Source organism: Plantibacter sp. ME-Dv--P-095 (assembly GCF_030209365.1).
Lineage (GTDB): Bacteria > Actinomycetota > Actinomycetes > Actinomycetales > Microbacteriaceae > Plantibacter.
Window position 1 is genome coordinate 16,222 of record NZ_JARVSB010000011.1, and the last position, 26,177, is coordinate 42,398.

A 26,177-nucleotide genomic window follows, 5' to 3' on the forward strand; every position below is an offset into this window, starting at 1 on the left:
GGGGCCGCTGAGCGACTCCGCTTCCTAGGGTGAAGCCATGACGACACACACCCCCGACGAGACCGGGATCGTCCCGGAGACGAAGAGCTGGACCTGGGTCCTCGAACGCCCCTGCCCGGACTGCGGGCTCGACACGGCCCAGGTCGCGTTCCGCGCGCTGCCCGACGCGATCCGGGAGGTCGCCGCCGCGTGGCCGGCGGTCCTGGAGCGTGCCGACGTCCGGACGCGGCCCGACCCGCGGACCTGGTCGCCGCTCGAGTACGCGGCCCACGTGCGCGACGTCTTCCGCATCTTCGACGTCCGACTGCGGCTCGTCCTGGACGAGGACGACCCGACGTTCGCGAACTGGGACCAGGACGCGACGGCCGTCGAGGAGCGCTACGGCGAGCAGGACCCGCGGGTCGTCTCAGCGGAGTTGACCGAGGCGGCGGCGACGCTGGCGGCTGCATTCGAAGGGGTCCCCGACGATGCGCTGGGCCGGACCGCCCGCCGGAGCGACGGAGCGCGCTTCACGACGGAGACCCTCGGCCGCTACTTCATCCACGATCCGATCCACCACCTGTGGGACGTGACGCGGGCGGAGGCGTAGCCGCATCTGAGCCGTCGTCGAGCGGTTCCTGCGCCCTCGCGCGGAACGCGATCGTGTTGACGCGATTGCTGCAGCGCACGGAGCAGTACCGTTTGGAACCGTTGCGCGACAGGTCGACGAGGAGGCCGTCGCAGTCGTCGGCGGCGCACAGTCGGAGGCGGTCCCAGGCGTCGGACCGCACGACGTCGACGAGAGCCATGGCGATCTCGGTCTGGATCCGGTCGACGAGCGGGGCGTCGAACTCGGTGGCGTGGAGGTGCCAGTCGAAGCCGTCGTGGCGGCGCAACTGGGGGAGTGCAGCCGACTCGCGGAGCATCGCGTTGATCTCCGTGACGGCCTGGTCGCGGGTGTCGGGGCCGTCGGCGTCGGTCCGCCACAGGGCATGGACCCGTTCCCGGAGCGCTGCCACCGCGGCGCGCTCGGCCTCGTCGCCGTCGACCCTCCCGGAGTAGCGGCTGACGCGGAGGAGCTCGACGAGTCGGGCCGGTGTCGCGAGCTCGTCCTCGCCGCTCCTCGACGCTCCGGCGCGGGTGTTCACGAGCAGCGCGGCGAACAGCAACGCGTCCTCAGTGTCAGGGGCAAAATGCAAGTTGACTCCTTACTCACTCCGACGATAGCTTCATCTCAGCCGGGCGTCCACCCTTCCGCCGGCCCCACTCGCGGCAGTCGGAGGCTCGCATGAAGTCCACATCCTCGACCACGGTCGGTCTGCTCGTCGCCGTGCTCGCCGCGGTCGCGTTCGGCACCTCGGGTGCCTTCATCAAACCGGTGCTCGCCTCCGGGTGGAGTCCGGCCGCAGCGGTCACCGTCCGGGCGCTGATCGGCGGTGTGGTGCTCGCGCCGTTCGCCCTCCTCGCGCTCCGTGGACGCTGGGATGCGGTGTGGCGAGGTCGCTGGCGGCTCCTCGGCATGGGCCTCATCGGTGTGGCGGCGACGCAGCTCGTCTACTTCGCCGCACTGCAGACCATCGCCGTCGGCACGGCGATCCTCGTCGAGTACATGGCGCCGCTCCTGCTCGTCGCGGTCGCCTGGGTGCTGACCAGGCATCGCCCGGCGACCGTCGTGCTCGTCGGTTCCGTCGTGTCGCTCGTGGGGCTCGTGCTCGTCGTCGCTCCGAGTGGCGGCGCGACCCTCGACCCTGCTGGGCTCGTCTTCGCGATCCTCGCGATGGTCGGGTGCGCGGCGTACTACGTCATCTCGGCTCGTCCGGCCAAGGGGCTCCCGCCCGTCGCCTTCGCGTCCATCGGCCTGCTCATCGGTGCGCTCAGCCTGTGGCTCGCCGGGCTCGTCGGGGTGCCGTTCACGACGTCGGACAGCGACGTCACCGTCCTCGGGACCGCGGTGGCCTGGTGGGTGCCCCTCCTGTTCGTCGGCGTGGTGTCGACGGCCGTGGCGTACGCGTCGAGCATCACGGCGAGTCAGATGCTCGGGTCCCGGCTCGCGTCCTTCGCCGGACTCCTCGAGGTGGTCGCGGCGACCGGCTTCGCCTGGGTCCTCCTCGGGGAGCAGTTGTCGCTCGCGCAGCTCCTCGGCGGGGTGTGCATCCTGCTCGGCATCGGTTTCGTGCGCTCCGAGCGCGCTCCGGCCGTGCCGATCCCCGTCCCCGTGCAGTGACCGGCGGCGCAGTACCGGGCTCAGCCGACTGAGGCCGGTACCGCGTCGAGATCGGCGAGGATCGCCGCGACCGCTGCCCGACCAGCCCGGTTGGCGCCCACCGTCGACGCGGACGGGCCGTAGCCGATGAGGTGCAGCCGTGGTTCGTCGGCGGCCCGGGTGCCGTCGATCCGGATCCCGCCGCCGGGGAGGCGGATCCCGAGCGGTGCGAGGTGGTCGAGCGCCGCGCGGAACCCGGTGGCCCAGAGGATCGCGTCGACGTGCAGGAAGGAGCCGTCGTCGAGGATCACGCCGTCCTCCTCGATGCGCCGGAACATCGGATGCCGCACGAGCACCCCTCGCGCCTCGGCCGACCGCGCCCACGGCGTCCAGTGCATGCCCGTCACCGAGATCACACTGCCCGGCGGGAGGCCCTGACGGACACGCTCCTCGACACCTGCGATCGCCGCGACCCGTGCCGCGGTGTCGAATTCGTCCTCCACCCACTCCGGCTCGCGACGCGTCATCCACACCGTCTCGGCGACGCGGGAGATCTCGTCGAGGAGCTGGATGGCGGACACGCCGGCACCCACCACGACCACGCGCTGGCCGCGGAACTCCTCGGCTGAGACGTAGTCGGCCACGTGCAGCTGACGCCCGGCGAATCGCTCGCGGCCCGGATAGGCGGGCCAGAACGGCTTCGTCCAGGTGCCCGTGGCGTTCACGACTGCACGAGCGCGGAACACCGTCGGCGGCTGACCGGCGCTCGCCGCGGTCTCGACGAGGAGGTGACCGTGCGGGTCGTCGTCCTCCCGTCGGACGGCGCGCACGTGGACCGGGCGACGCACGGCCAGCGCGAAGCGTTCCTCGAACGCCGCGAAGTACGGCGGGATGACGTCGACGCTCGGGGACGCGGGGTCGAGCTCGGGCTTCGGCATGCCGGGGAGGTCGTAGATGCCGTTGACCGTCGACATCGTGAGCGAGCGCCAGCGATGCTGCCAGGCGCCACCCGGGGCGTCGTCGGCGTCGAGCACGACGAAGGTGCGGGTGTCGTCGTCGGTCGCTCGGCCCCCGGCTGCGTCGAGCGGCACTGCGTCGAGCGGCACGAACCCGCGACGGTGGAGGTGGTACGCGGCGGACAGGCCGGCCTGACCCGCACCGACGACCACGACGTCGACGGTCTCCGGAGTGCTCACACGGGACTCAACGTCGCCGACCGCCCCCGCATTTCCGGAGCCCGTCCCGGTCGCCGCGGAACCGATCCACGAGCCTCAGCCGTGGGCCAGGACCTGCACGCCGATCACGAGCACACCGAGGAGGACGAGGGCCGCCAGGGCGATGAGCTGCTGCCAGATCGTCAGCCGTGCCCGACGGACCGCGAACCATCCGCTCAGCCCGAGCGTGATCAGGTACACGATCGCCGAGACGCGCAGCGAGGTCGCCACCTCCATGACCCCGACGACGGCGAGCACGAGGAGGATGGTCGGCGTCGCCACCGTGAGCAGCGAACCCCACGCGATCCGGAGCATCGTGCGCCATCCGCCCTGATCGGGGAAGGCACCGTGCGCGGTGAGATGCGCGATCATCTCGGCGACGAGCCCCGCGAGCGTGATCCCGACGACGCCGATCACGAGGGAGAAGAGGGCGTCCGCCGCGTCGTGATGCTCGACGTTGGCCGCGAGCACGAGCACGATCGCGAGGCCGGTGAACGTCGCGTAGACCCGTTCCTTGAGGTACTTCGCGACGGTCTCGACGTCGCCCGGTTCCAGGCCACGACGCTGGGCGCGGTCGAACCCCCGTCGTGCATCGTCGTGGCGCGCGCGCCGTCGATCCGCCCAGGTTCCGCCGTCCGTCATGGTCGAGATGCTAGCCGACGGGCCGGGTGGCGGCCGGGCGGTCCCACGGGGCGCGGGGATAGAGTGCCCGGTATGACCGAAACGATCATCACCGTCGAGGGCCGCTTCGACTACCACCACCCGGCCGAGCGTGGGACCGTCCGTCTCTCCGCAGGGTTCGAGGGGCCGGCCCGGGAGTCCGTCGTCGCCCGGACCACCGCCGTCCACAACGCGCTCACCCAGGCCGCGCAGGGTCTCCGCGCGCAGTCGGCGGTCACCTGGTGGTCCGCCGACCGTCTGCGCGTCTGGAGCGAGCGACCCTGGAACAAGGACGGGAAACAGTTGCCGCTCGTGCACCATGCCTCCGTCGTGCTCGAGGTGAAGTTCGCCGAGCTGCAGACGTTGGCGCGCTGGGTCGAGGAGATCGCGAGCCAGGACGGCGTGACGGTGGGGGGCGTGACCTGGGCCCTCACCGAGGCGACCAAGCACCGCATCACGGCCGAGGCGCAGCACAGCGCGGTGCGCGACGCGGTCGACCGCGCGACGAGCTACGCCAGGAGCCTCGGGCTCGGTAGCGTGCGACCCATCGCGCTTGCGGAGCCCGGGATGCTCGGCGACGAGACGCGCTCGACGAGCACCCAGAACGCCGCCCCCATGATGCGCGGGGCGGCGGCACCGGCAGGTGACGGCGGTCTCGATCTGAAGCCCGAGGACATCACGGTGGCCGCCCGTGTGCACGCCCGCTTCGCCGCTTCCTGACCAGTCACTCCACCGCCGAAGGCGTCGCACGGCCGACCCGGGAGTGCGGCATCATGAGGGCATGAGGATCGACGAACTCGCGTACCTCCGTGCGCTCGCCGAAGACGGGCACGTCCCGTACGCGGCCGAGGCGCTGGGCATCTCCCAGTCGACCCTCACGAGGGCGATCGGCCGGCTCGAGGCGGACGCCGGGGTCGAGTTGTTCGACCGCCACAAGAACCGCCTGGAGCTCAACCGCTACGGCGAGATCCTCCTCGTGCACGCGCTCCGGGCGCAGACGGAACTCGACAACGCGCAGTCCCGCATCGACGAACTCCGCGACCCCTCGGCCGGTCTCGTCTCGATCGCCTACGTGTCCTCGCTGGGCGGCTGGCTCATCCCGCGGATCGTGAGCGAATACCGCACGCTGCTGCCGGAGATCCGGTTCGTCCTCGACGGCGGCAAAGCCGACAGCGTGCTCGACGCGCTCCGCTCCGGCTCGGCCGACGTCGCCTTCCTCAGCCCGGAGCCGCGTGATCCGGAGATCGAATGGCGTCCGCTCACCTCCGAGCGGCTCGCGCTCGGGGTGCCGGCGGGGCATGCGCTCGCCGAACGGACGTCGCTCGCCGCCGGCGATCTCGAGCAGACGGAGTTCCTCGCGATGACCACCGACTCCGGTCTGCGGCAGATCGCGGACGCGTACTTCGCCCGCCACGGGATCGTGCCGCGGGTGTCGATGGAGGTGTCGGAACTGTCGACGCTCCGCGGGCTCGTGCGGTCCGGGGTCGGCATCGCCGTGCTTCCCGATTCGACGAGCATCGAGGGTGTCGTGCTCGTCCCGCTCGACGACGAGGCGGTCCGGGTGATCGGCGTCGCGACCAGCCGCGTCCGAGCCGTGTCGCCGGCCGTCGAACAGTTCGTGCGGTTCGTCCGCGAGGAATGGGAGAGCGCGCGGATCGGTCGCCCGTGAGCGGCGGGGCTCAGTGCTCGTGCGTCGAGCTCCACGGCGTGAAGGCGTCGGGGTAGCGGGCCCAAGCCGCCGGACCGGCGAGCAGCTCCGCGTCCGTGAGCGTGCATCCGTGCAGGGCGGCGGTGATCGCAGCTTCGTCGAGGTCGATCCCGGTGATGACGAGCTCCTGCCCGAGCGGAGCCCCCGGATCGCTCGTCTCGAACGAGGTCGGTTCCAGGTCGATCATCGAACCGACGTGCTGGAAGACGCCGACCCGCGACGCCCGGGTCGCGAGGGCGAGGAAGCCCGCCGTGCGGATCACCTGCCCGAGGTCCCCGGACTCGATGGGGCCGTCGAAGCAGGCGAGCAGGCGCTCCGGGTGCATCGGCCGAGGGCTCTCGAACCGGAGGGTGGTCACGCGCTCGTGGTCGACCCACGGGCGGTGCTCGCCGTTCAGCATCGCGATCCATCCGGGTGAGGTGGTGAAGCGCTCGAGGTCGAACGGCGAGTCGCGGTAGCGCGCGAGCGGCTGGCGGCTCCCTGCCGTCGCCGAGACCCCGGGGGTCGCCCGAGGGCGGGTCGCGACGGGTTCCACCAGTCGGGTGAGCGCCGTCGGGTTCAGGTGGCTGAGCAGGGCGAGCAGCACGGCGAGCTGTGCGTGGGTGACGCCGCGCCGCCCGGCGACGGCGATGGTGTCGGCGTACTCGATGTGCTCGACGGTGATCATGGACCGGGCGGTGTAAACGGTGTCGCCGTCGTCGTCTTCGTGGGTCACGTACTCGTCGTCGTGCAGGTCGCGCAGGAGGTGTGCGGCGTCGACGACCGTCACCACCGCGTCGAGGAACGCCTCGTCCTGATGCCCGAGGACCGCGGAGACCGCGTCGACGGGACGGACCGTGCTCCCGCAGTCGAGGACGAGATGTCGCGGCGCGAGCGGGTGCCGCACGATCGCCTCGATCGCGTCGTCGACCTCGGCGTGGGCGCTCTCGCCGAGGTCGGACCGTTCGATCGAGACGAGGGCGGACGAGGAGCCGGTGATCTGGCGGGCGACGGTGCGGCGTTCCGGTGGGCAGGTGCCGAGGACGAGGGTCACGGTCAACAACGGGGCGCTGGTGCGGGTCACGGCTGGCTCTCCTGAACAGTGGTGCTACGGTGGCTTTTGTTGAGAATCGTTCTCAACAAGTTAGCACGCATCATCACCACGGGAGGCCACCATGAAGGTCCGCGCATCACTCAAGTCACTGAAGGACAAGCCGGGCTCACAGATCGTCCGACGCCGCGGGCGGGTCTTCGTGATCAACAAGCTGAACCCGCGTTGGAAGGGCCGCCAGGGCTGACCGCCCGCTCGCTCAGCTGGAGACGAACCGCTCGCTCAGCTGGAGACGAACCCCACGACGATCGCGACCACACCGATCGCCGCGATGATGAACGCCCAGAAGCGCACCGGGATGAAGAACAGGGTCGAGCTCGGGCGACTGTAGAGCTGTTCGCCGGTCTGCGGGTGGAGCACCGGCACGGCCTCCTGCTTCACCGTCAGGCCGTGCTCGTTGACGTACGGCTGCGCGAGCTGCTGCCAGACGACGACCGGGCGCGGGGCGTCCAGCTTGGCCAGCGCGTACTTCCCGAAGGCCCAGCATGCGATGGCACCGAGGAGGAATCCGATGCCGACGAAGACGCCCGTCTGCGGTGCGCTGTCGTCGAGGTTCGGCACCGTGATCGCCTTGATGAGGAATCCGGCGCCGACGGAGAGGCCGAAGATGAGGAAGACGACGATGCCCCAGCGGGTCCAGATGATCATGTGAGCTCCTCTTGAGGGGGCGACGCCGGGTTCGGATGGCGCGGCGGCCGTCCGCGACGTCGTTCACGCTACCGTCGGCTCCGCCCCTGGGCGATGGGGAGCCCTGCCCATGCGCGTTGGCCGCTGAGCTGCTGAGCCGCTGAACCGCTGTGGACGGCGCTGATCGCGCGATCACGCCCGCGATCGCCGGATACGCTGCTCTGAGAGAGCGGCGGACGGACGTCGTCAGGTGGGAGCCGGCAGCACTGGTGGGTAACGACGACGAGAAGGCACGGGTCGCGACCATCTTCGACGTCGCGCGGCTCGCCGGTGTCTCACATCAGACGGTGTCGCGCGTGCTCAACGACCTCCCGAACGTGCGTCCTGCGACGCGGCTGCGGGTCGAGCAGGCGATCTCGCAGCTGCGGTACACGCCGTCGCAGGCGGCGCGTTCCCTCGTCACCCGTCGATCGCGGACGATCGGGCTCATCACGACCGGCGGGCCGGACTACGGGCCGTCGAGTACGGCGCTCGGCTTCAACGAGGCCGCGCGGGACGCCCGGTATGCGGTGAGCATGGCGAGCATGCTCGAGTCGGATCCGGCGTCGCTGCGGCAAGCGGTCGAGTTGTTGTTGCGGCAGAACGTGGAAGCCATCGTGCTCATCGCCGCACATCGCGAAGCGCTCGACGCGGTGCGTGGCATCGACCTGGGGGTGCCACTCGTCGCGGTCGAATCGAGTCGCCACGACGGGTTCCACAGTGTCTCCATCGACCAGTACCAGGGGGCACGGATCCTGGTCGACCATCTCGTCGGGCTCGGGCACCGGCGGATCGCGCATCTCGCCGGACCGGCGGATTCGGTGGACGCCCTCGAGCGGGTGCGCGGGTGGCGGGATGCGCTGTCGCAGCACGGCCTTGTGGCTCGCGAACCGCTCCTCGGGGACTGGACGCCGGCGAGTGGATTCCGGTTGGGGCGGGAGCTCGTCGCGAGTCGGGGCGCCGGCGACGGTCCGACCGGTGCGGGGTCGTCGTTCACGGCGGTGTTCGCGGCGAACGACCAGATGGCGCTCGGCGTGATCCACGCGCTGACCGAGCGCGGGCTCCGGGTGCCGGACGACGTGAGTGTCGTGGGGTTCGACGACATTCCCGAGGCGGAGCATTTCGCGCCACCGTTGACGACGATGCGGCAGGACTTCCCCGAGCTCGGCCGGACGATCATGTCGACACTGCTGGAGGTGCTGACCGAGGCCGACTCCGTCGGCACGGTGCGTTCGGTGCCGCGGCTCGTGGTGCGTGCGTCGACCGCCGAGGTGGGCGTCGCGCGCTGAGGGCTGACGGCGACCACCGCTGGTCCCTGGGCGCAACCCTGGTCCCTGAGTGCAGCGCTGGTCCTTGAGTGCAGCGCCGGTCCTTGAGCGCAACCTGGTCCCTGAGCTTGTCGAAGGGCGGGATGTCCTCCGTGTGCCCTTCGACAGGCTCAGGGACCGGGTGGTCCGGTTTCGGAGAGCGGCTCCGTTCCCCGGCAAGCGTCCCCGGTTCCCGAGTTCGATACCGGCCCCAGGACGGCACCGCCCCCGACTGGTCGTCCCTGGTCCCTGAGCTTGTCGAAGGGCGGCGTGGTTGCCTGTGGGCAGGCGGGTGCCACGCACTGTGTGTCAGGCGGCGAGGCGGATGCGTCCGCCGCGGATGGGGGTGCGGTGTCGGTCGATGGTGCCTGGTGGGATGAACCAGGGGATGCCGTCGCGCACCTGGATGTTCCAGTGGTCGTCGTGGATGCGGTGGTGGTGGAAGGGGCAGAGGAGGATGCCGTTGTCGAGGTTGGTGGGGCCGCCGGTTGACCACCAGTCGAGGTGGTGGGCTTCGGTGAAGGATGGTGGGTGGGTGCAGCCGGTCCAGGCGCAGCCGCCGTCGCGTTCGGCGAGGGCGACTTTCTGGGCTCGGGAGAACAGGCGGGCGCCCATGCCGAGGTCGAGGACCTGGGACGGCCCGCCGAGGACCATGGGGATGAGTTTCGCGTCCGCGGCGAGGCGGCGGAGGGCGCCGGCACCGATGGGTTCTTCGATGCCGTCGATGCTGGCTGAGCCGACGCCGGTTTCAAGGGTGTCGTGGTCGACGCGGATGACGACGGACACGGGTGCGAGCTCGGTTGCGGCGCCGGAGCATCCGGCCGCCTGGCGGAAGATCTCGGTGAGGGCGATGGCGCGGCGTCGGTCGGTGGGGATCACCGACGGGCCCTCCGGCATGGGGGTGCCGGATCCGTCGGGCTGATCGCCGGCGGTGTCGGTGTCCACGAAGGACGGTCGGCGCAGTCCGGCGCTGATGAGGGCGTCGAGGCCGGCGCGGACGAAGGCGGCGCTTTCTGGGGCGAGTTCGGCGCGGAGGAGGGTCATGCCGGAGGGCAGTTCTCGGAGGGTGGCGCGTTCGGCTCGGCGGAGGAGTTCGTCGCGGGGTTCGCGGCCGTCCTGGTCGAGGCGGGTGCGGACGAGTTTCGCGATGCGGACGACGTCCTGCAGGGGTGCGTTGGCGGCGTGCTCGATGGCGATGACTGACGCCGCCTGAAGTTCGGCGGTGGCGCAGATGCGGCCGGCGTTCCGAAGCTCCCGGACGATGACGGAGGCGCCGTCGACGCTGAGCGGGGCGGGCGGTGTGCCGGGCGTTTGGCCGGAAGGCGTGTCGGCGGTCGCGACGTCGACCGCGGCCGACGGGTCGGCGAGGCAGCTCGGCGCGTCGAGGGCCGCGGCGATGTCTGGGAAGGGGCACTCCTCCAGCTCGCCGAGGAGCCCACGCGGCTGCGTGATCGCCGCGCCGACCTCCGCGATGACCGAACCGCGGGCGCGGGAGACCCGCCACCGCTCGGACACCATCACGCCAGGGTTGGCGTAACCGGCGGCGCGGACGAGTGACCCGTCGCGGCCCGTGGGCGACGGCCGGAGGGCGATCGCTCCGGTGACCCGTGCGGCGAGCACCTCGACTGCGTGCTGCACGGCCCCGAGTTCGTCGAGGACCCGGAACAGGGCCTCGCCGTTCATGTTCTCGAGCTGCTCCGCAGTACCCGTCCCGGCACGGATCGCGTCGAGCGCGCCGTGCCACACGGCATCGAACCCGGCCGCGGCGGCGGCGAGGGGGTTCGGTGCGGTGCTGGTCATGGTTCCATCCAAACACGGACCACTGACACTGGCGCGGGTGAGGAATGTTCTTCTGATCTGGGTATTTATCCGACAGATGGGGTCTGGTCATGGGTGCATCGACGGGCCCAGGGATCGCCCTTCGACAAGCTCAGGGACCGGAGTCGCGCTTGGACGGGGAACGAGGCCGGGAACGCCCTTCGGCTGGTGCCGTGCCCGGGCGTACACTCCCCGCATGCGTTCATCGGCGATCGACACGGTTCTCGCGCTCATGCGGGCCTTCCACGAGCAGGACCGAGCCGCAGCCGAGGCGCTCATCCACGAGGACTTCGTCTTCACCAGCCCGCAGGACGATCACCTCGACCGTGCCGCCTGGTTCGAGCGCTGCTTCCCGAGCGCCGGCCACTTCGACGCCCCGAGCGTCACACTGCAGATCGTCGAGACCGACGGCATCGTCCTCCACCGGTACGAGTACCTCGTCGACGCCACGACCTTCCGGAACGTGGAGGCGACCCGTGTGGTCGACGGTGCCGTGCGCGAGGTCGAGGTGTACTTCGGCGGTGCCGTGTGAGGTCCGGCCGGCGGAGGTACTCGTGCCGCCAGTCCGAAGCGGCGGGCTCCTGGGGGTGATCGGGGGCTGCCCCGATCACCTCGCGACACTCGTCTGACAGCATTGAGTCATGCACATCAGTTCTCGCCGAACGACCCTGGCTGCGGCTCTCGCGGTCACCGCCCTCGCCCTCGGCGGCTGCTCCGCCGGCGCTCCCTCGGCAGAGGATCGGCCTGTCTCGGCTTCGGCGACGCCGTCCGTGTCGCAGCCGCCGAGCACCCCGCTCCAGGAGCGCACGCTCACCGACGAGGTCGACGGCACCACCGTGACCGCCCTCGCGATCGTGGACGACTTCCCAGTGCCGGAGGGCACCAGCTCCGGGCTGCGGCCGCTCCTCGTCCAGGTCCGCCTCGAGGCCGGCGACGAGTACGGTGGCAGCGTCTTCCCGTATCGCGTCTCCGTCACCACCCGCGCGGTCAACCTCGACGCCGTGACGCTCGGCCTCGGAACCCCTGAAGAGCTGAAGAAGCCGATGTCGACCGCGGGCTACACGCAGCTGCAGGCGACGCCCGCCGGCGAGACGGCCACGGGTTGGATCGGCGCGTGGGTGCGGACCGATGAGACGGAATTCGACCTCGTCTACGACCGTCGGGAGGGCAAGGTCATCGGGGGGAGCAAGAGCGGCGAGGTCGTGCCGCCGAGCCGCGACATCATCCCCCTCATCCCGAAGGACTGACCCCGCGGCAGATCCGCGTGCGTCCCGGCGACTCAGTTCGAGGGCGATCGCGGGGCGCCGGTGGTCGCGCGTTCGACCAGCAGGCACGGCAGGGTGATGCGTGAGACGTCCTGCTCCGGCTGCCGGAACCGCGCGAGCAGGGACTCGACCGCGCCGACCGCCATCTCCCGGATCGGCTGCCGGATCGTCGTGAGTCGGAACGACTCCCAGGCGGCCATCCGGACGTCGTCGAATCCGAGGACGGAGACGTCGCCGGGCACGGACAAACCGAGCGCCGCAGCCGCGTTCAGTGAGGCGAAGGCGAGCAGGTCGTTGTGGCAGAACACGGCTGTCGGGGCGTCCTCGCGTCGGAGCATGCTCGTCGCGGCCGTGTAGGCGCGGTCGTACTCCAGGTCGCCGACGTCGAGGAGCGATGCGTCGAGTCCGATGCCTCGCGCGTCGAGCTCGGCGAGGAAGCCCGCGTGGCGGTCGCGCACCGAGGCGGCGTCCAGCGGGCCCGCGATCACGCCGATGCGCTCGTGCCCGAGGTCGAGGAGGTGGGCCGCCGCGATGCGTCCGCCCGTGAGGTTGTCGGGTGAGATCGAGTCGGCGTCCGGCAGGGCGTCCGGTCCCATCGTGACGGCGGGCACGTCGAGGGACACGAGCCTGGCCTCGTCCTCAGGCGACAGGAGCGTGGTCGTCACGATGACGCCGTCGACGTCGCTCTCCCACAGGATCGTCGCCAGGTCCTCGACGCCACCGAGGCGGTCGCTGAGCATGAGGGTGCGGTAGCCGGCCCGACGCAACTCCTCGCTGACGGTCTGCAGGAGCTCCGCGTAGTAGCTGTTCGTCGGGTCGCCGAGGACGACGCCGACCGTCTGCGTGCGACTCGTGACGAGGCTTCGCGCGCTCAGGTTGGGCCGGTAGCCGAGTCGCGCGATCGCGTCCTGCACCTGCGTGTGCATCTTGGGCGACACGCTCGGGTGGCCGTTGAGCACCCGCGACACGGTCGTCTGCGACACGCCGGCAGCCTTCGCGACGTCGATGCTCGTGACTCCACGAGACCCTTTCGGCATGTCTGTGCTCCCTCGCGCCCGGTGTTCATCGTAGGCGACCGGCTCGTCCGTCGGCCAGCACGGAGTCGCCGGTCGTCGCCCGCGCGTGCTCCACGGCCGCGGGTCGGGCGAGTCGCGGCGTGGCGGTCGGCGTGGCTTGACAGGGCGTCATGAATACGTAACCATTTTAGGACCACCATTTCGATGCAGCAATGGAGACACGATGCGCACCCTCGGACCAGCACAGTGAGCGGGCCCCTCGACGGCCTCGTCATCGCCGACTTCTCGCAACTGCTCCAGGGGCCCTTCGCCACCCAGGCGATGGCCGACCTCGGTGCCCGCGTGATCAAGATCGAACCGCTCGGCGGCGACTGGACCCGCTCCTACGCGATGCTCAACGCCTACCCGGGTGGGGAGTCGATCAGCTACCTGGCGTTCAACCGCAACAAGGAGTCGATCGCGATCGACCTGAAGTCGCCGGAAGGCCTGGAGCTCGCCCGCCGGATCATTGCGCGGGCCGACATCGTCGTCGAGAACTTCCGGCCGGGTGTCATGGACCGCCTCGGCATCGGCTACGAGGCGTCGAAGGTCGACAACCCCGGTCTGGTCTACGTGGCGTCCTGCGGCTTCGGCGTCGACGGACCGTATGCGAAACGGCCGGGCCAGGACCTCCTCGCCCAGTCGGTCGCCGGACTGCCGAACCTGCAGGGGAACATCGACGACCCACCCGTCCCCGTCGGCATCAGCATCGCCGACGTCTCGGCCAGCCTCCACATCGTCTACGGCGCCCTCGCCGCCGTCGTGGAGCGCTCGCGCACCGGGCTTGGCCAACGGGTCGACGTCTCGCTCCTCAACAGCATCATCGCCGTCCAGACGCAGGAGTTCGTCGCCACCCTGGCCAGCGCGGAACCGCCGACGAGGCCGGGTGACGGAGCCGGCAACGCGTTCACCGGCGCCCCCTACGGCGTCTACCCCACCCTGGACGGCTGGATCGCGATCGCGATGAACCCTGTGAAGCTGCTCGCGGAGGTGCTCGACATCCCCGAACTCCTTGGGGAGGAGTCGAAGAACGTCATGACCGGCCGTGAGCGCATCAAGGGACTCCTCGACGCCAAGACCGCCGAATGGACGCGCGACGACCTCCTCGACGAACTGCTCACCCACGACGTCTGGTGCGCACCCGTCAACGACTTCGCGGACGTCCCGAAGGACCCGCAGGTGGTGCACAACGGCATGTTCCGGACCGTGCAGCACCCGCTCGCCGGTGAGATCACCCTCGTCGGGCCACCGATCGCGTTCTCGTCGCAGACGACGGACCGGTTCGACGCCCCTCCGCTCCTCGGTGCGGACACCAGGAGCATCGCGGAGGAGTTCGGGTCGCTGCGTCCCGACGAAATCGAATCGCTGCTCACCAAGGGGGTGCTCCGTGGGTGAACCGACCACCAGCTCGCCGTCGACCGAACCGGTCGTCCTGTCCAGGGTCGACGGTCGGACGGCCGTCATCACGATCAACCGACCCGAGGTGCGGAACGCCGTCGACGCGCGGGCGGCCGCGGGGCTGGCTGACGCGATGGCCCGTGCCGAGGAGGATCCGGAGGTCTGGACGATCGTCCTGACCGGTGCCGGCGACCGGGCGTTCAGTGCCGGGGCCGACCTCAAGGCCGTCTTCCGGGGTGAGGGCGTCCACGACCCCAAACGCGAGCACCTCGGCTTCGCCGGATTCGTGCGGCACGACCTCGGCAAACCCGTCATCGCAGCGGTCAACGGCCTCGCCCTCGGCGGCGGCTTCGAGATCGTGCTCCACTGCGACCTCGCGATCGCCGCCTCCTCGGCCGTCTTCGGGTTCCCCGAGGCCCGCGTCGGGAAGATGGCGGCAGCCGGGGGCGCGTTCCGCATCGGCCGGGAGATCCCGCCGAAACTCGCCGCCGAGCTCCTGTACACGGCCGCACCGATCAGCGCGGACCGGGCGCTCGAACTCGGCCTCGTCAACCGGGTCGTCGCCGACGGCGAGGTCCTCGATGCGGCCCTGGAACTCGCCGCCCTGATCAACCGGAACTCCCCGTTGTCCGTGCGCGCCAGCAAGCGCTCGCTCCTGGGTGTCGACCACGACGGCTCCGTGCGCGAGGCGGACGACTGGGACCGCATCGCGTCCATCGACGCCGAACTGTTGCATTCCGCAGACGCCGAGGAGGGCGTGCGCGCCTTCGTCGAGAAGCGCGAACCCCGCTGGACCGGCAGGTAGAGAGGACCACCGTGAGCATCGACACACCGACCAGACCGACCAGAGGGGCGAGCCCGACGCGGTCGCGTGAGGCGTTCGCCGCGCACATCCGGCGGATCGTCCTCCTCGAGGCGGAGATCGCGGGCAGTGGTCACTACGGCCCGAGTCTGTCCTGCACCGACCTGCTCGCGGCCCTTTACTCGGGCTTTCTGCGCGTGGACCCGGGCGACGCCGGACGGCTCGACCGCGACCGACTGGTGCTGAGCAAGGGACACGCCTGCTCCGCGCTCTACGCCGTCCTGGCCGACCTCGGCTTCTTCCCGGCCGAGGAGCTGCGCACGTACACGCGACTCGGCACTGCCTACGGCGATCACCCCGACATGAAGAAGGTCGCCGGGATCGACTTCTCCTCCGGCGCGCTCGGGCACGGGCTGTCGATCGCGGTCGGCATGGCGGTGCACGCACGGCTCCGCGGTGACGGCGCCCGCACGGTCGCGATCGTCGGTGACGGCGAGTTGAACGAGGGCCAGATCTGGGAGGCCGCAGGCTACGCGGGCGCCAACCGGCTGTCGGGGCTCGTCGCCATCGTCGACGTCAACACGGTCTGCGTCGACGGGACCACCCGGGAGGTGCTCGACTACGAGCCCATCGGCGACAAGTGGGCTGCTTTCGGCTGGGCGGTCGAGCGCATCGACGGGCACGACGCCGACGCGATCGACGCCGCCCTCGCCCGCTTCGAGGAGCGGCACGCGGCCGGCGGCGCGCCGACCGTCCTCGTCGCCGACACCGTCGCGGGCAAGGGCATCCCGGCGATCGAGGGCATGGCCGAATGGCACATCGGGTACCTCGGCGGTTCGGACCTCGCCACCGCGCTGGAACAGCTCGGCACCCGTGTCGAGGAGCCCACCGACGATCACGCCGCTCCCCGTCTGGTCGCGACCGAGGAAGGCCACTGACATGCCGCTCGAGAGACGAACCACGGTCCTCACCGACCCGAGCTCCTACGATCACGAAGGACGCGCCGGATACCCGACGCGCTCCATCGGGTCGATCCTCGCCGACCTCGCCGATGAGGACCCGCGCATCATGGCGGGCAGTGCCGACCTCACCTGGTCGACGTTCCTCGCGGACTTCCCGGCCAGGCACCCCGACCGGTTCATCCAGGCGGGCATCGCCGAGCGCAACCTGCTTGGCATCGCCGCCGGACTCGCCTCCTGTGGCGCGGTCCCCTACATGTCGACGTTCTCGGCGTTCGCGAGCATGCAGAGTCTCGACGTGATCCGGAACGACCACGCGTACACCAACCTCCCGGTCCGGACCATCGGCACCCACACGGGCATCTCGATGGGGTACTTCGGCTCCTCCCACCATGCGATCGAGGACATCGGGGCGCTCCGTTCGATCCCGAACCTCACGGTCGTCTCGCCGGCCGACCTCGTGGCGACCGAGGCGCTCATCCGAGGCACGGTCGACCTGCCAGGACCGGTCTACTTCCGACTGGGGCGCGGCGCGAGCGGACCGGACGTCTACGAGGCGACGTCCGAGGTGGTGTTCGGGGAGCCGACCGTCGTCCGGCGCGGCTCCGGCGTCCTCGTCGTCGCCAGCGGGATCACGGTCCACGCGGCACGCGACGCGGCGGACGCCCTCCGCGCGGACGGCCGTCTGGAGGTCACCGTCGTCGACCTCCACACGATCCGGCCGTTCCCGGCGCAGGCGGTCGCGGACCTCGCCGCGCAGCACGACGCGGTCGTCGTCGTCGAGGACCACGTGGTCGACGGTGGCCTGGGCACCAGCGTCCTCACCGCGCTCGCGGACCTCGACGTCGGCGTGCCCGTGTACCGACACGGGTTGCAAGACTTCGCGATCTTCGGTCCCCCGACGCACCTGTACCGCTACTACGGCCTCGACGCCGAGGGAATCGCGACGGTCGTCGAGCGCGTGTCCGACCGGGCGCCGCGTGACCGCACGATTCCGCTGTGGGAGGAGGCCGACCGGTCCAGGGTGCTCGCGGAGCAGCAGGCGGCCGATGCGCTCCGCAAGCCGGAGATCACCTTTGCCTGAGTCCCCGTTGCCGGCGCGCCTACGGAGGCGGGTGCGGATCGTGGACGCCGGGCGCGTCGTCGTCGAGACGGTCGCGCCGGTCGAACCCGGCGCGGGCGAGGCTGTCGTCCGGGTCGAGAGCTGCGGGCTGTGCGGATCGGACGCCACCATGTTCGCGGGCCACCACCCGGTCATCCGGCCGCCGATCGTCCCGGGCCATGAGATCGTCGGCATCGTGTCGGCCGTCGGTGACGGCGCGGACGAGATGCTCGGCCGGCGCGTCGCGGTCCTCCCGCAGCTCGGCTGCGGCGTCTGCCGCCAGTGTCGACGCGGCCATCAGCGACTGTGTGCCGACATGCGACTGATCGGCGGGCAGGTCGACGGGGGAGCGGCCGACGAGGTGACCGTCCCGGCGGCGTCGCTCGTGATCGTGCCGGAGGACGTCCCGGCCTCGATTGCCCCGATCGTCGAACCGCTCGCCGTCGCCAGGCACGCCGTCTCGCGCGTCGACGTGGCAGACGCCGAGGTGCTCGTCGTCGGCGGAGGGCCGATCGGGCTCCTCGTCGCGCTGTGCATCCGCGCCGACGGTGCTCGCTCGGTCACCCTCGTCGAACCCGTCACCTCGCGGCAGGAGATCGTCACCCACTTCGGGATTCCGGTCGTCGACGCAACGCCGGACGACGGCCCGGCCGCGGCCGAGTTCGACGTCGTCTTCGACTGCGTCGGCGGCGCTCTGTCGGAACGATTGCTCGGCCTGGTCGCCGCGGGCGGTTCCCTGGTGCTCGTGGGGGTGGCCGCACCGGAGCTGTCGTTCGACGGGATGCTGTTGCAGCGCCAGGAGCGGACGATCCTCGGATCCCACATGTACTCGCGGACCGACTTCGAAGCGGCCCTCCGGCTCCTCGCCGAGGGGCTGCTGCCGACCGACGCGGCGTCGCTCGGCCTCCTGTTCGACCGACGGCCGCTCGATGACGCCGTCGCTGCGTTCGACGACCTGGTCGGGCGTCGCTCCCCGGCGATCAAGATGTTGCTGATCCCCTGAGGACACGGCTGGGCGAGCCACCGCCGGGTGGGCGGCTCGCGCCACCCACCCGACGGATCTCACGCCTCGGTCGCGCTCTTCGTCCGCGTGCCCGTCGTCGCGTCCGCCGAGGGGATCTCGCGGTGCAGCGTCTCCGGGAGGGCGATGATGCCGATCAACCCGATCACGCTGAGGACGATGAGGTAGAGCGCGACGAGCCAGGGGGCGCCGCCGCTCGCCGCGACGAGGGCCGTCGCGACCAGTGGCGCCGTTCCGCCGACGATCGCGACCGGGATCTCCCGCGAGATCGCGATACCGCTCCACCGCATGGAGGTCGGGAAGAGCTCGGCGAGCATCGCCGCCGAGACCCCGATCGTCGCGCCTTGCACGATGGCGAGGCCGAGGATGAGGGCGATGCCGACCAGCACGGAACTCTCCGTCTGGAAGAGGAGGAACATCGGGAACGCGTAGACGATCCCGAAGATCGCCGTCGCGATGAGGACCGGCTTCCGGCCGATGCGGTCGGCGAGCTTGCCGAAGAGCAGCACGGCGGGCACGGTGATGAGCTGCGCGATGATGAGGCCGGTGAGTGCGACGGTCGGTGCGACCGTGAGCGTGCCGGTGACGTAGGAGACCGAGAACGTACCGACGACGTACGTCCACGGCAGGGCGAAGACGAAGATCGCCATTCCGGAGAGCAGCACCCGCCAGTGTCCGCGCACGGCCTGGACAAGCGGAGCCCGACGGATCTCCCCGTCGCGCTCGACCGCTTCGAACGCCGCGGTCTCCTTCACGCGGAGGCGGAAGTACAGGGCGAACGCGACGATGACGACGCTCGCGATGAACGGGATGCGCCATCCCCAGGCCTGGAACTGCTCGACCGGGAGCATGGTGAGGAGCGCGAACGCCCCGGTGGCGAGCGCCATCCCGACGTACACCGCTGCGCCGGGGAACCCTGCGGTGAACGCCCGGTTCTTCACATCCGAGGACTCGCTGGCCATGGTCATCGCCCCGGCGAACTCGGCACCGGCGCCGGCACCCTGGAAGATGCGCAGAATGATGAGGATGATGGGCGCCCAGGCACCGATGGTCTCCGCCGTCGGCAGCAGGCCGATGAGCGTCGTGGCCGTGCCCATCATGAGCAGCGTGACGAGCAGGGTGGTCTTCCGGCCGACGCGGTCGCCGAAGTGGGCGAAGATCAGGCCGCCGATGGGGCGTGCTCCGAAGCCGACGGCGAAGGTGGCGAAGGCGCCGAGGACGCCGGCCAGCTGACCACCGCCGGGGAAGAACAGCGGGGCGAACACGAGCGCCGTCGCGAGGCCGTAGAGCGTGAAGTCGTACCACTCGATGACGGTTCCGACGGAGCTGCCGATCACCGCCCTTCGGCGCTGTTGTCTCGAGTCGAGTTCGATCTGGTCGTGGGGGTTCTGGTGGGACATGTCACTCCTTCGTGGTGGTCCGTGAGGGGTCCCGTCGCAACCGGACCCGTCGTGGGATCCACGCTAGAGCGAAGCGTGTCGACTGTCGAGGTTACGTAGTCATATTTTCTGGACCAATCCTGATCTGGACCGCAGCGAGCTCGGATCGGACCGACTGACGGGGTCCGGTTCCGCTGATATTCGGTACGCTGATGCCGTAGCATTCGCCGACGAAGGAGAACCCGCATGCCCGTGCCCTCAGCCAACCCGCCCGTCGAGCGTCGGTCCCTCCGCGAGGTCGCGGTCGAGCGCATCCGCACCGCCATCTTCGACGGCACGCTGGAGCCCGGCGAGCACCTCAACGACGGCGAACTCCAGTCCTGGCTCGGCATCTCCCGCACCCCCATCCGCGAAGCACTCAACGACCTCGCCCGCGTCGGCCTCATCGAGATGGCCGCTCAGCGCTACACCCGCGTCGCCCTGCCCGACCCCGCCCAGCGCACCGAGGTCATGCAGACCCTCGGCGCGATGCTCGGCGGCATCGTCCGCGTCACCGTCCCCGGGCTGGGCGCGACGCAGAAGAAGGCACTCGTCCGCTCGATCAACCAGGTGATCGTCGTCGTCGAGCAGCGCGACATGGCCGAGCACGGGCGTCTCAGCTGGGAGCTCTTCGACGCCTTCATCACCGCGTGCCCGAACGCCACCCTCGTCGCGGCGACGAAGGACATCATCGACGGCCTCACCTACCGCTCGTCCGCGACCCGCACGGAGGAGACGACCGACTGGGCCGCGAAGGGACAGGGCTACCCGGAGCTCCGCAAGGCGGTCGAGGCCGGCGACGCGATCGCCGCCGAGCTCGCGGTCGAGAACATCTTCCGCCTGTCCGCCCAGCTGTAGCGGGCCGCCCTTCGACAGGCTCAGGGACCGGGGCAGTCTCAGGGACCGGGGCGAGGCCCTTCGACACGCTCAGGGACCAGGGACCGGATCCGGTCACCGAGCCCGTCGAGGCGTCACGATCGCCCGCCCGGCGAACCCGAGCAACACCACCGCGCTCCCGACGGCGACGGACGTCGGGGGCAGCGTGCCCATCAGCAGCACGCACCCGGCCGTACCCACCACGCTGACCGCCCGCGGATACCGTCGGTGTCCACTCGTCTGCCGCAGCGCCGCGACGTTCGCGACCACGTAGTACAACAGGACGCCGAACGATGAGAAGCCGATCGCGCTCCGGAGGTCGACGAGCAGCACGAGCACGATGACGACGGCGCCCGCGAGCAGTTCTGCGCGGTACGGGGTCGCGAAGCGGGGGTGTACGGCGTCGAGCCACCGCGGGAGGTCGCCGGTCCTCGCCATCGCGAACGCGGTCCGACCCACGCCGGCGAACACGGCGAGCAGTGCACCCAGACAGGCGGCCGCCGCCCCGACCCGCACGAACGTCGTCGCCCACGGCCACCCGTTCGCCTCCACCACGGCCGCAAGTGGTCGTGACGCCTGGGCCAGACCGTCGGCACCGAGGGTGAGCAACGCCACCACGGCGACGCTGGCGTAGACCACCACCGCCACGGCGAAGGCGATCCCGATGGCCCGCGGGATCGTCCGGGCCGGGTCACGGACCTCCTCGCCGAGCGTCGCGATGCGCGCGTATCCTGCGAACGCGAAGAACAGCAGGCCGGCGGACTGCAGCACGGCGAGCGGCCCGGCATCGAACCCGAGCGAGTCGAAACCGGTCACCCCAGCAGCCGGCCCGAACGCCCCGGAGGCGACGACCACGGCGAGCACGAGCAGGACACCCACGACGATCACGCGAGTCGCCGTCGCCGTGCGGGTCACGCCCAGGCAGTTGGTCACGACCACTACGGCGACCGCGACCGCCGCGACCGGCCGACTCCACTCGGCGGGCGCGGCGTAGGCGGCGAAGGCGACGGCCATCGCCGCGGCGCTCGCCGTCTTCCCGACGACGAAGCTCCACCCGGCGGCGAACCCCCACCACGGCCCGATGAGTTCACGACCGTAGACGTAGCTGCCGCCGGCCGATGGCAGCTGGGCCGCGAGTTGCGCCGACGACATCGCGTTGCAGCACGCGACGACCGCGGCGATCAGGAGTCCGATGAGCAGGCCGGCACCCGCCACCTGGGCGGCCGGCTGGAACACCGCGAACACGCCGGCGCCCATCATCGAACCGAGGCCGATGAACACGGCGGCGCTGGTGCCGAGTCGTCGCTGCAGTCCGGGGGCGCTCACCCGATCACGCTAGCGGGGTCTGGTGAACACCAGGGTCTGCGTGGAGAACGCGTCGATCACTGGCCTCGCCGGATGACCGTCTGCCGCAGGACGCGCAGCAGGCCGAGGAATCCGAGGAAGCCGATGAACGCGGCGATGAGGTCGAAGATGCGGAGTCCGCCCGGCAGGGTCGGGCCCGCACCCGTCACGACGAGGACCACGGCGATCACCATGGCGGCGATCGAGATCAACGTGCCGACGATCTCCGCCGTCACCCCCTGGACGAGTCCCTTCGCGGGTTCGTCGGCGAGGCCCTTCAAGGTCACCCCCACCGTGCCCTGCTCGAGCCCGGAGAGCAGCGCGTCGAGTCGGCGCGGCAAGTTGCGGGCCAACGCGGCCGACACCGCGGCCTGGGCCTGCAACGTCACGGCCGTCTGGCGGATCGATCGGGCACGCCGGAGCAGTCGCGGCACCATGGGCAGCGCCTGCTCGAACATGTCGAAGTCCGGGTCCAGCGCCTTGAGGCAGCCCTCCAGGGTCGCGAAGCTGCGGAACGCGGCCGCGAGGTCGCCGGGCAGGGCGATGTGGTGCTGGCGGATGACGTCCAGGAGACGGCTGAAGATCGAACCGTCGCCGCCCGGGCGGTGTCGTTCGGTGGTGATGACGATGCCCACGTCGTGGCGGAGGGCGTCGAGGTCGGCGTCCTCCGGCAGGTCCACGATGAGGAGGAGCGCGTCGGTCGCGGCGATATCGTCCTCGCTGACGGTCGCGAGCATCACCGCGGTGAGCCGCTGACGTTGGCTGCGCTCGATGACACCGACGGCGCCGAAGTCGATGAGGCCGAGCGAGCCGTCCTCGCGGAGGATGACGTTCCCCGGGTGCAGGTCGGCGTGGAAGACACCGTGCACGAGGATCTGTTCGAGCACGACCTCCATGAGGCCCGTCGCGAGTGCCTGCCGTTCCTCCAACGGGATGGTCGCGATGCGCTCGCGAGCGCGGCTGAGGGGGAGCCCGTCGACGAGGTCCATGGTGAGCAGGCGGGCGCCGGACGCCGCCGGGTAGACGCGCGGGACGGTGATCCGGACGCCGTCGTCGTGCTCGTCGCGCCGCTTCAGGGTGCTGCGGATCATCTCCACGTTGCGGGCTTCGATCCGGTAGTCGAGCTCCTCGAGCAGGGTCGAGGTGAACGCTCGGGCGACGGAGGCGAGGCGGAGGTCCTGCCCGAACTTCGTGTGGGTCTCGGCGCGCTCGGCCAGACGGACGACGATGTCGGCGTCGGCTTCCACCTGCACCCGAGCGGCGGGACGTTGGACCTTCACGACCACGGGCGTGCCGTCGAGGAGTTCAGCGGTGTGCACCTGCGCGACCGAGGCGGCGGCGAGCGGTTCGGAGTCGATGGACGCGAACACCGTGTCGATCGGGGCGCCGAGTTCGGTCTCGATGACGACCTCGACCTCGTGCCACGGCAGCGTCGTCGCCTCCGACTGCAGGGAGGCGAGGGCGCTGAGGTACGGCTCCGGCACGAGGTCACGGCGTGTGGACAGCACCTGCCCGAGCTTCACGAAGGTGACGCCGGAGTCGTTGATCGTCGCGATGATCGCGTTGGCGCGCTGCTCGCTCGTGGTGAGTTCCAGCTGCACGCGGGATCGGCCGTGCACGAGCCAGCCGGCGCCGTGTCGCGAGGCGATCGTGAGGATCTGCAGGTAGCGGCGGGTGCGGCGGCGCCGACGGATCGCCGAGCGAACCACGTCGATGGGGTTCATCAACGGGCGGGTGGGGATGATCACCTCGATGGCGACGAGGACACCGAGACCCAGGGCGAAGATCCAGCCGATCGCGAGGAGGGCGACGGCGATCGCGGCGAACGCGGCTCGGGCGTCGTCGGCCTGGCCGTCCTGGAGGAGGCCGGTCTGCTGGACGAGCCAGCTCGCGAACGGGGGACCGGTGACGAACACCACCAGGCCGACGACGATGCTGCGCGGCCAGCCGACCGGGGCATCGAGCACGCGACGGGCGGCGAATCCGAGGAGGAGCGCGGAGACGATCGCCAGCACGATGGTGAGCGCATCAGTCAGCATCCGGCATCCCCCTCGTCGGTCGAGCGGTCGACTCGCCCCGTCCGCCAGCGTATCCGGCCGAGCTGAGCGCGCGCGAGCGGTCGTCGGTCGTCTACATTCGACTCACCACCCGAGCCGATCATCGGAGTCCGCATGCTTCCCCCGACCAACCTGTGGGCGTTCGCCCTGGCGTCGCTCGCGCTGATCGTCATCCCGGGGCCGAGCATCCTCTTCGTCATCGGCCGCTCGCTCGCGCTGGGGCGGAAGGCGGGTGTCCTCAGCGTGGTCGGCAACGCCCTCGGCATGCTGCCGGCGGTGGCGCTCGTCTCCCTCGGCGTCGGGTCGATCGTCGCCGAATCGGTCGTCGTGTTCACCGTCATCAAGCTCGTCGGAGCCGCGTACCTCGTGTTCCTCGGTGTGCAGGCGATCCGTCATCGCAACGCCCACACCGGCACCGCGGAGACGACGAAAGCCCGCCCGTCCTCGCGACGGCTCCTGGGCGAGGGCTTCCTCGTTGGCGTGACGAACCCGAAGACGATCGTGTTCTTCGTCGCCGTCCTCCCGCAGTTCGTCGCGTACGACTCCGGGGGGATCCCGGTGCAGATGGCCATCCTCGGACTCGTCTTCTTCGCGATAGCGCTCGTGAGCGACAGCGTCTGGGCGCTCTCGGCGGGGACGGCGCGGGCCTGGTTTGCGCGGAGCCCGAAGCGTCTCTCGAAGCTGACCGCGGGCGGTGGCGTGATGATGATCGGCCTCGGTGGCACGATCGCGTTGACGGGCAGCAAGGCGTAGCGCTGCGCCTCGACCGGTGATCGACCGGTGTTCCCGCTAGGGTGGCCGGCGGGGAACGGGGAACAGGCATGGACGATCAGCGGGTGCGGAGCGAGACCGGGGCGGGCGAGTCGGCGGAACGGACGAGCCAGCGGCGGCACCAGCGCTCCGTGCTGCAGGTGCTCTCCGGGGTCATCGCGGTCCTCGCGTTCACGACCGCCGCGGGGCTCACCATGCCGGTGGTCCCCGCTGACGGGCCGGCGTTCAGCGCGCCCGATCGGATCACGGTGACGGCGGCCGACGGAACCGAGGTCGAGCTCGAGCGGTTCCAGGGGGCGACGACCCGCTTCGGCTCGTATGCGCGCAACGGCCGGACCTTCACGCTGCTGGACGTCGACACCCGTTCACGCGTCGTCGACCGCGTGCCGATCGTCGAACCGGCCGACATCATCGGCTCCGATGAGCTGCCGGTTCGATTCGTCGCCAGGGTGAGTGCGCCTCACGGGGAGGAGGACCCCTCCGCCGGCGAGGTCCGGCTCCGGGACGAATGGCGCATGTACGTCCCGGTCGAGGACGGCCTGCCGGAGTACACCGACCAGCAGATCAACCGGGGTGAGGTGGGTGCGGACGGCGGATCGGTCACCACCGACGACCGCTCGATCCTCGCGATCGCACCGTCCTACCGGGACGGGTCGACGAGCCCGCAGCAGTGGGTGGTCCTCTTCGACTTCGCCGCCCTGCATGCCGCGGGGAACACCAATCTCGGGTTCCCGCTGCCCTGGTACGTCGATGGTCCGGTGGTCCCTGCGATCCGTGCCGTCGCTCCGGTGCTCGGCGTCGTCTTCCTCGGTCTCGCGCTGTTCCTGCCCCGACTGCACCGGCGCGGCTCATCGCCGCGCACGGGGTGAGTCGGGGCCTCTTCTGTCACCGTGCTCGCCGCGGAGGTCTCAGTCGTCCTCCGTCTCGGCCGGGTTGGCTGCCGTCCGCGCCGAGGGCGAGTCCGAGGTCAGCCCGCCTGGAACCTGCCCGACGCCGTGTACGCGGCGAACAGTCGTAGGACCTCCACCGTGGGACCGTGCAGCGGAGCCGGCGGCTCGGTGAGCGGAGCCCACCGGAACTCGAGGACCTCGCCCACCTCAGCGCGCAGTGAACCGGTCCAGCTGCGCGCGACGAAGCACATCGCGAACGCGTGGACCCGGTCTCCGTTCGGGTAATCGAGGACGTGGTCCTTGGCGGCTGAGAGACAGGCGAACGGCTCGAGGTCGCGCTCGTCCGCGATCAGGCCGGTCTCCTCGGCGAGCTCCGTGACCGCAGTCGCCGCGAACCCATTCCCCGGTTCGCAGCTGCCAGCCGGGATCTCCCACAGCCCGGTGTCCACCCTGCGCTGGAAGAGGGCGTTCCCGTCGTCGTCGAGGACGAGCACCTGCGCACCCGGGAGCGCGAGGAGCCGATGCCCGACGAGCTGCCGCAGCTCCCAGAGATCGCTTCCGACATAGCCCATGC

General features: G+C 70.7%; 27 protein-coding genes. 16 read left to right on the forward strand and 11 right to left on the reverse strand.

Annotation, left to right across the window (positions count from 1 at the left end; all coding sequences use genetic code 11):
• Positions 1 to 37 precede the first annotated feature (37 nt).
• Positions 38 to 589 carry a DinB family protein gene (locus QRN26_RS15935; RefSeq protein WP_056782292.1) on the forward strand — a complete coding sequence of 184 codons (552 nt, stop codon included), beginning with the start codon at positions 38 to 40 and terminating at the stop codon, positions 587 to 589.
• Here the strand turns inward: QRN26_RS15935 and QRN26_RS15940 are convergent.
• Positions 537 to 1,178 (reverse strand): CGNR zinc finger domain-containing protein, encoded by a 642-nt coding sequence (locus tag QRN26_RS15940; protein ID WP_082456219.1) that lies wholly within the window; start codon positions 1,176 to 1,178, stop codon positions 537 to 539. The two genes, QRN26_RS15935 and QRN26_RS15940, sit on opposite strands and share 53 nt — an antisense overlap.
• Positions 1,179 to 1,267: 89 nt before the next feature.
• Here QRN26_RS15940 and QRN26_RS15945 point away from each other — a divergent pair, with 89 nt between their 5' ends.
• Positions 1,268 to 2,203, forward strand: coding sequence for an EamA family transporter (locus QRN26_RS15945; protein ID WP_285037510.1), 936 nt, complete (start codon positions 1,268 to 1,270; stop codon positions 2,201 to 2,203).
• Between the two features lie 20 nt (positions 2,204 to 2,223).
• Here the strand turns inward: QRN26_RS15945 and QRN26_RS15950 are convergent, their stop codons facing one another.
• Together QRN26_RS15950 and QRN26_RS15955 are read right to left on the reverse strand one after the other, a co-directional pair.
• Positions 2,224 to 3,378, reverse strand: a complete 1,155-nt coding sequence (locus tag QRN26_RS15950) for an FAD-dependent oxidoreductase (protein ID WP_285037511.1) — start codon at positions 3,376 to 3,378, stop codon at positions 2,224 to 2,226.
• 75 nt (positions 3,379 to 3,453) lie between these two features.
• Positions 3,454 to 4,038 carry a hypothetical protein gene (locus QRN26_RS15955; RefSeq protein WP_056010567.1) on the reverse strand — a complete coding sequence of 195 codons (585 nt, stop codon included), beginning with the start codon at positions 4,036 to 4,038 and terminating at the stop codon, positions 3,454 to 3,456.
• Between the two features lie 72 nt (positions 4,039 to 4,110).
• Here QRN26_RS15955 and QRN26_RS15960 point away from each other — a divergent pair, with 72 nt between their 5' ends.
• Both QRN26_RS15960 and QRN26_RS15965 read left to right on the forward strand, forming a co-directional pair.
• The gene (locus QRN26_RS15960) at positions 4,111 to 4,776 is read left to right on the forward strand and encodes an SIMPL domain-containing protein (protein ID WP_285037512.1); all 666 of its coding nucleotides are present in this window, start codon (positions 4,111 to 4,113) and stop codon (positions 4,774 to 4,776) included.
• 61 nt (positions 4,777 to 4,837) lie between these two features.
• Positions 4,838 to 5,725, forward strand: coding sequence for a LysR family transcriptional regulator (locus QRN26_RS15965; RefSeq protein ID WP_056010573.1), 888 nt, complete (start codon positions 4,838 to 4,840; stop codon positions 5,723 to 5,725).
• Between the two features lie 10 nt (positions 5,726 to 5,735).
• Here the strand turns inward: QRN26_RS15965 and QRN26_RS15970 are convergent, their stop codons facing one another.
• Entirely contained in the window at positions 5,736 to 6,827 is a 1,092-nt protein-coding gene (locus tag QRN26_RS15970; protein ID WP_285037513.1) for a GTP-binding protein, read from the reverse strand.
• A 91-nt stretch (positions 6,828 to 6,918) separates the two neighbouring features.
• On the opposite strand from QRN26_RS15970, the gene ykgO reads away from it, so the two are divergent.
• Positions 6,919 to 7,041, forward strand: a complete 123-nt coding sequence (gene ykgO / locus QRN26_RS15975) for a type B 50S ribosomal protein L36 (protein WP_056010578.1) — start codon at positions 6,919 to 6,921, stop codon at positions 7,039 to 7,041.
• A 35-nt stretch (positions 7,042 to 7,076) separates the two neighbouring features.
• Here ykgO and QRN26_RS15980 read toward each other — a convergent pair whose 3' ends face one another.
• Positions 7,077 to 7,502 (reverse strand): hypothetical protein, encoded by a 426-nt coding sequence (locus QRN26_RS15980; protein WP_285037514.1) that lies wholly within the window; start codon positions 7,500 to 7,502, stop codon positions 7,077 to 7,079.
• 248 nt (positions 7,503 to 7,750) lie between these two features.
• Here QRN26_RS15980 and QRN26_RS15985 point away from each other — a divergent pair, with 248 nt between their 5' ends.
• Positions 7,751 to 8,809: a LacI family DNA-binding transcriptional regulator gene (locus QRN26_RS15985; RefSeq protein WP_285037515.1), complete on the forward strand. Its 1,059-nt coding sequence runs from the start codon at positions 7,751 to 7,753 to the stop codon at positions 8,807 to 8,809.
• Between the two features lie 327 nt (positions 8,810 to 9,136).
• Here the strand turns inward: QRN26_RS15985 and QRN26_RS15990 are convergent, their stop codons facing one another.
• Positions 9,137 to 10,627 carry an HNH endonuclease signature motif containing protein gene (locus tag QRN26_RS15990; protein ID WP_285037516.1) on the reverse strand — a complete coding sequence of 497 codons (1,491 nt, stop codon included), beginning with the start codon at positions 10,625 to 10,627 and terminating at the stop codon, positions 9,137 to 9,139.
• Between the two features lie 214 nt (positions 10,628 to 10,841).
• Between QRN26_RS15990 and QRN26_RS15995 the strand changes: the two genes are divergently transcribed.
• Together QRN26_RS15995 and QRN26_RS16000 are read left to right on the forward strand one after the other, a co-directional pair.
• Positions 10,842 to 11,177, forward strand: a complete 336-nt coding sequence (locus QRN26_RS15995; RefSeq protein ID WP_285037517.1) for a nuclear transport factor 2 family protein — start codon at positions 10,842 to 10,844, stop codon at positions 11,175 to 11,177.
• Positions 11,178 to 11,286: 109 nt separating this feature from the next.
• Positions 11,287 to 11,892 (forward strand): hypothetical protein, encoded by a 606-nt coding sequence (locus QRN26_RS16000; RefSeq protein ID WP_285037518.1) that lies wholly within the window; start codon positions 11,287 to 11,289, stop codon positions 11,890 to 11,892.
• A 32-nt stretch (positions 11,893 to 11,924) separates the two neighbouring features.
• Here the strand turns inward: QRN26_RS16000 and QRN26_RS16005 are convergent, their stop codons facing one another.
• Positions 11,925 to 12,947, reverse strand: a complete 1,023-nt coding sequence (locus QRN26_RS16005) for a LacI family DNA-binding transcriptional regulator (protein WP_285037519.1) — start codon at positions 12,945 to 12,947, stop codon at positions 11,925 to 11,927.
• A gap of 225 nt (positions 12,948 to 13,172) precedes the next feature.
• Here QRN26_RS16005 and QRN26_RS16010 point away from each other — a divergent pair, with 225 nt between their 5' ends.
• The 5 genes from QRN26_RS16010 to QRN26_RS16030 are packed head-to-tail and all read left to right on the forward strand — an operon-like array spanning position 13,173 to position 18,229.
• On the forward strand, positions 13,173 to 14,360 hold the full coding sequence (locus QRN26_RS16010; RefSeq protein WP_285037520.1) for a CaiB/BaiF CoA transferase family protein: 1,188 nt from the start codon (positions 13,173 to 13,175) through the stop codon (positions 14,358 to 14,360).
• A complete protein-coding gene (locus tag QRN26_RS16015; protein ID WP_285037521.1) occupies positions 14,353 to 15,168 on the forward strand; it encodes an enoyl-CoA hydratase-related protein in 816 nt (271 codons plus the stop codon). Before QRN26_RS16010 ends, QRN26_RS16015 begins: the two co-directional genes overlap by 8 nt.
• Positions 15,169 to 15,179: 11 nt before the next feature.
• Positions 15,180 to 16,103 carry a transketolase gene (locus QRN26_RS16020; protein ID WP_285037522.1) on the forward strand — a complete coding sequence of 308 codons (924 nt, stop codon included), beginning with the start codon at positions 15,180 to 15,182 and terminating at the stop codon, positions 16,101 to 16,103.
• Between the two features lies 1 nt (position 16,104).
• On the forward strand, positions 16,105 to 17,208 hold the full coding sequence (locus tag QRN26_RS16025) for a transketolase family protein (protein ID WP_285037523.1): 1,104 nt from the start codon (positions 16,105 to 16,107) through the stop codon (positions 17,206 to 17,208).
• 31 nt (positions 17,209 to 17,239) lie between these two features.
• The gene (locus QRN26_RS16030; protein ID WP_285037524.1) at positions 17,240 to 18,229 is read left to right on the forward strand and encodes a zinc-dependent alcohol dehydrogenase; all 990 of its coding nucleotides are present in this window, start codon (positions 17,240 to 17,242) and stop codon (positions 18,227 to 18,229) included.
• 59 nt (positions 18,230 to 18,288) lie between these two features.
• On the opposite strand, the gene QRN26_RS16035 is transcribed toward QRN26_RS16030, so the two are convergent.
• Complete coding sequence (locus QRN26_RS16035; RefSeq protein WP_285037525.1) at positions 18,289 to 19,647, reverse strand: MFS transporter; 1,359 nt, start codon at positions 19,645 to 19,647, stop codon at positions 18,289 to 18,291.
• A gap of 225 nt (positions 19,648 to 19,872) precedes the next feature.
• Here QRN26_RS16035 and QRN26_RS16040 point away from each other — a divergent pair, with 225 nt between their 5' ends.
• Entirely contained in the window at positions 19,873 to 20,523 is a 651-nt protein-coding gene (locus QRN26_RS16040; RefSeq protein WP_285037526.1) for a GntR family transcriptional regulator, read from the forward strand.
• A 93-nt stretch (positions 20,524 to 20,616) separates the two neighbouring features.
• On the opposite strand, the gene QRN26_RS16045 is transcribed toward QRN26_RS16040, so the two are convergent.
• Both QRN26_RS16045 and QRN26_RS16050 read right to left on the reverse strand, forming a co-directional pair.
• Positions 20,617 to 21,867, reverse strand: a complete 1,251-nt coding sequence (locus tag QRN26_RS16045; RefSeq protein WP_285037527.1) for an APC family permease — start codon at positions 21,865 to 21,867, stop codon at positions 20,617 to 20,619.
• Positions 21,868 to 21,923: 56 nt separating this feature from the next.
• Entirely contained in the window at positions 21,924 to 23,924 is a 2,001-nt protein-coding gene (locus tag QRN26_RS16050) for an ABC1 kinase family protein (RefSeq protein ID WP_285037529.1), read from the reverse strand.
• 132 nt (positions 23,925 to 24,056) lie between these two features.
• Here QRN26_RS16050 and QRN26_RS16055 point away from each other — a divergent pair, with 132 nt between their 5' ends.
• On the forward strand, positions 24,057 to 24,695 hold the full coding sequence (locus tag QRN26_RS16055; RefSeq protein ID WP_285037530.1) for a LysE family translocator: 639 nt from the start codon (positions 24,057 to 24,059) through the stop codon (positions 24,693 to 24,695).
• A gap of 68 nt (positions 24,696 to 24,763) precedes the next feature.
• Positions 24,764 to 25,582, forward strand: a complete 819-nt coding sequence (locus tag QRN26_RS16060) for a hypothetical protein (RefSeq protein ID WP_285037531.1) — start codon at positions 24,764 to 24,766, stop codon at positions 25,580 to 25,582.
• Between the two features lie 98 nt (positions 25,583 to 25,680).
• Here QRN26_RS16060 and QRN26_RS16065 read toward each other — a convergent pair whose 3' ends face one another.
• The gene (locus tag QRN26_RS16065; protein ID WP_285037532.1) at positions 25,681 to 26,175 is read right to left on the reverse strand and encodes an NUDIX domain-containing protein; all 495 of its coding nucleotides are present in this window, start codon (positions 26,173 to 26,175) and stop codon (positions 25,681 to 25,683) included.
• Positions 26,176 to 26,177: the final 2 nt, after the last annotated feature.